Here is a 3431-nt window from a genome sequence, read left to right as displayed (position 1 = left end):
GAAAAGAAAAAGGGGAACTCTCAAAAAAAATAGAACGATAAAAGCTAAAAAGAACACCTTAAAGCAAGCAAATCTATCCATGGAATACTTTATCCATCAAATACGGGGGAATGTAATTGTTAGGAGCATTTGTTGTGTGATGTTGAGAACATAACCAATGTTGTTATTGCTCTTCTATCTTTCTTCGCTATTATAATGGTATTGCTGTATAAATTTGGGGATTTGCATTGTCTGTAATAGATTTCATTTGTCTGTAACAAAGAATCAAATTCTTGTCGCGCGATGCTAAGCTATGCTAGCACCTTTTATTTAATATTTGAAAAGTACTCTAAAAATCTATGTGGGATAACGAACAACAGAAAAACGATCCCGGGCAAGATCCTGCTCTTGTCGTGAAACGTTTGCGACCAGCGCGTCGACAGATTTCTGTGCGTTGGCTTACCGGAACAGTTCTCACGGGAATCACATCCTGCATTCTGATGGGGATTGCACTTTTTGCTGCTCTCGATGAACAACAGCGATTGGTAACACCTCCACAATGGTTTACACCAGAAAATCTTTCAAACACACAAGACCCCGATGCCAATCGATATAAAGGTGACCGTATTGCCCCCACCCATGCACGGCAAAGCTTTGATAGTAAACGGCAATTTGAATTATCAATTCTGCAAAAAAAAGGCGATGAAAAAGTTATTCAAACACAACATTTTGAATGGATCAGAATGGCTTTAGCCGAAGAGCGTCCACAAAGATATAGCTATCCTAAATTTGATTCTCTCAGTATGTTTACCAGTGATTCGAATACAAAAACCATCAAACTGCAAGATTCCGGACAGATTTACGGCGCGAAAGTGGAAAGTAAAATTATCTTACGCAACCGTAAGTTTATCGTTGATCAATTAGACTTCGATGGAGCCGATACCCTGACGGATGATGAAGCACAACAAGAATTAAAAAAAGCTGGATTTTCTTTGGAAAAAACCAATGAACTCCTTTCAATGCTCACATTGATTGACCCGTTAAAATTAGAAGATGCGGCTTCCAGCTCTCAGTTTACCGATACCCCTGAAGTGCGCATTGTGCAAGAAAATGTAACCATTTCCCCTCAAAGTCATCGCATTGACCTCACGAAAAATTACGCTGAAGATATTATCCCTATTCGTAAAAAACAAAAGATAGCGGATGTTTTCAAAGAAACGAACTACACGAAGCAACAAATTGAACAGGTTGTAAACACTTTAACGAGATTTTACCATTCTGATATGCTGAAAGAGGGAAGCCTTTTACGGATTGGTATTGTTACACAAGCTGGAGAAGAAGATCATCTGGTGCGGGCAAGCATCTATCAAGGAATGTATCATGTTCTCACCATTGCTCTCAATGATAAAGGATCCTTTGTTGAAAGTGCAGAGCCCAAAATGTCAACGGCTCTTAAAACCGCCTTTCAAAATGGTATTCCGCATTCTTATGTGAGTACAGCACAATTACCAACAGCCTATGATGCACTCTATAATGCTCTGCTCAGCCATAATCTATCGCAGTCGCTCTCCCAGCATCTGATTCGTCTTCTTGCCACCAATATCGATATGAAGAGTCAGATAACACCAACCGATCAGATAGAAATATTTTATGCTCTGCCACAACAAAGCGATACAGAACAAAATAACAAAGAAGCGAAAAACGGCAAAAAGAATCAAAAAACAAAGGAAACGCGCACCCATACAGATCCTGAAATTCGTTATATCAGTGCTACCTTCGGCAATATGACCTATAAATATTACCGTTATCAATCAAAAGACGGAAGCGTTGATTATTATGATTCAGAAGGAAAAAGCTCCAAACCTTTCTTGCTCCGCAAACCCACTCCCTATGGTGTTTTTGGTTCCCCCTTTGGACCACGCAAGCATCCGATCTTAGGATATGTTCGCATGCATACAGGCGTTGACTGGGTTGCTCCAAAAGGCTCGCCCATTATTGCGATAGGAGATGGTGTTGTCATAAAAATTGGCGTAACCGGTGGGTATGGCAATCATACAGAAATTCAACACAGCAATGGATATGTCAGCAGTTATTCGCACCAAAGTCGTTATGCACCAGACATCAAACTGGGCACAAAAGTACGACAAGGACAAGTCATTGGCTATGTCGGAGCAACTGGGATGGCAACTGGTCCCCATTGCCATTTTGAAATCATTGTCAATGGTGTAAAAGTGGATCCCATGCGCATCCGCATTCCTGACAGTAAAGCTTTAAAAACGCAAGATCTAGAAGCATTCCTGCACGAAAAAAACAATATTGATTCTTTGTTAAAAAGCCCAATAAAATCATCAAACGACACATCTTAAATCATACAGAACCCCCCCTTCAGTGATGGCTAAAATTCTTTCTCTTGAAGGTTTTTGTCAAAAAGAATGACTCTGAAAAAGCTTAATGAAAGCAAAAAGGATAGGGTGTAGATTTCTGCTAAATTTCTAAAAGCTTTCTACAAATCTTATGCTTAAGATGAGGGATATTCTTGATTACCAAATGTTTTCAGATATATTTGAGATATATTATTGCGTTTAAAAATAGTGACAGAAACATAATTCATAAAAAAAACAAATTTTACTTCTTATAGGACCATTTCTTTTGAAATTTTTTTAGTTTTATAAGATAAGTTTATGAAATCCACATATACAACACTCATTGGAATTTTTCTTACCCTCTTGATTTGTATCAATCCTTGTTTTTCTCACGCTCAACATGTTTCTGTAACACACAAAAAAAAGCAAAGATTCATCGCCAAATTGCCAAAACCTAAACGAAGTGCCTTTGATGACCGTTCGACTGATGTCTACATCATCAATGAACTGAGCAATCCACTGACTTTTATGAAACTCATTGATAAAGGTGTCGAGCGTGGACAGTGGAAAACGGGTGGATTCTGGGGAAATGGCCCCTCAACTCTGATTGCCTCTGGCTTTGTAGGAAGAGCAGCAACAACATCGAATGCTTGGCTTTTTGGATCTGGAGGTTTTGCTAAATACAAAGTACAAGACGATGGAGCACTTTTAACATTCCGCTGGTATAATCCCTATAGTGGGACCCCTGAATACTCTGCAACTTCCAGCAAAAAAGGGTATTATTTTGAACGACAGGAAGAAGGAGGTCCAAACGCGAGGGTCATTTGGTCCGTAAAGCGAACGACTCCCAAAAATTATACTGTTATCATAGCAGCCGATCCACAACCATGGCGTTTGAATTCAGGCGATCCTAATGCGAATAGCAACAGAGGTCCATGGTTAGAAACAAATAAGAAAGTTGCCAATGCAATAAAATCACACGCAGCAGAATTTTCTATCATCAATGGCGACTTAACGGAATTCGGCCGACCACAAACCTATCAAGACTACGCAGATGTATATAAAAGCCGTGCTTATCCTGTCTATGAA

General features: G+C 39.4%; 1 protein-coding gene and 1 pseudogene. Both read left to right on the top strand.

The features are described from left to right. Nucleotides 1–338 precede the first annotated feature (338 nt). Nucleotides 339–2345: a M23 family metallopeptidase gene (locus AC0QT1_RS08345; RefSeq protein ID WP_473202100.1), complete on the top strand. Its 2007-nt coding sequence runs from the start codon at nucleotides 339–341 to the stop codon at nucleotides 2343–2345. Nucleotides 2346–2660: 315 nt separating this feature from the next. After that, a pseudogene (locus AC0QT1_RS08340) lies at nucleotides 2661–3431 on the top strand (metallophosphoesterase); the annotation flags it as partial.

The organism is Bartonella sp. P12B, assembly GCF_055796185.1.
The sequence above is the reverse complement of the archived record's forward strand: the minus strand, read 5'-3'. Positions and strand labels throughout refer to the sequence as shown.

What these genes read in the sequence shown, in the direction of transcription:
- AC0QT1_RS08345 (WP_473202100.1), top strand. Translation starts at nt 339, where the DNA reads ATGTGGGATAACGAACAACAGAAAAACGATCCCGGGCAAGATCCTGCT.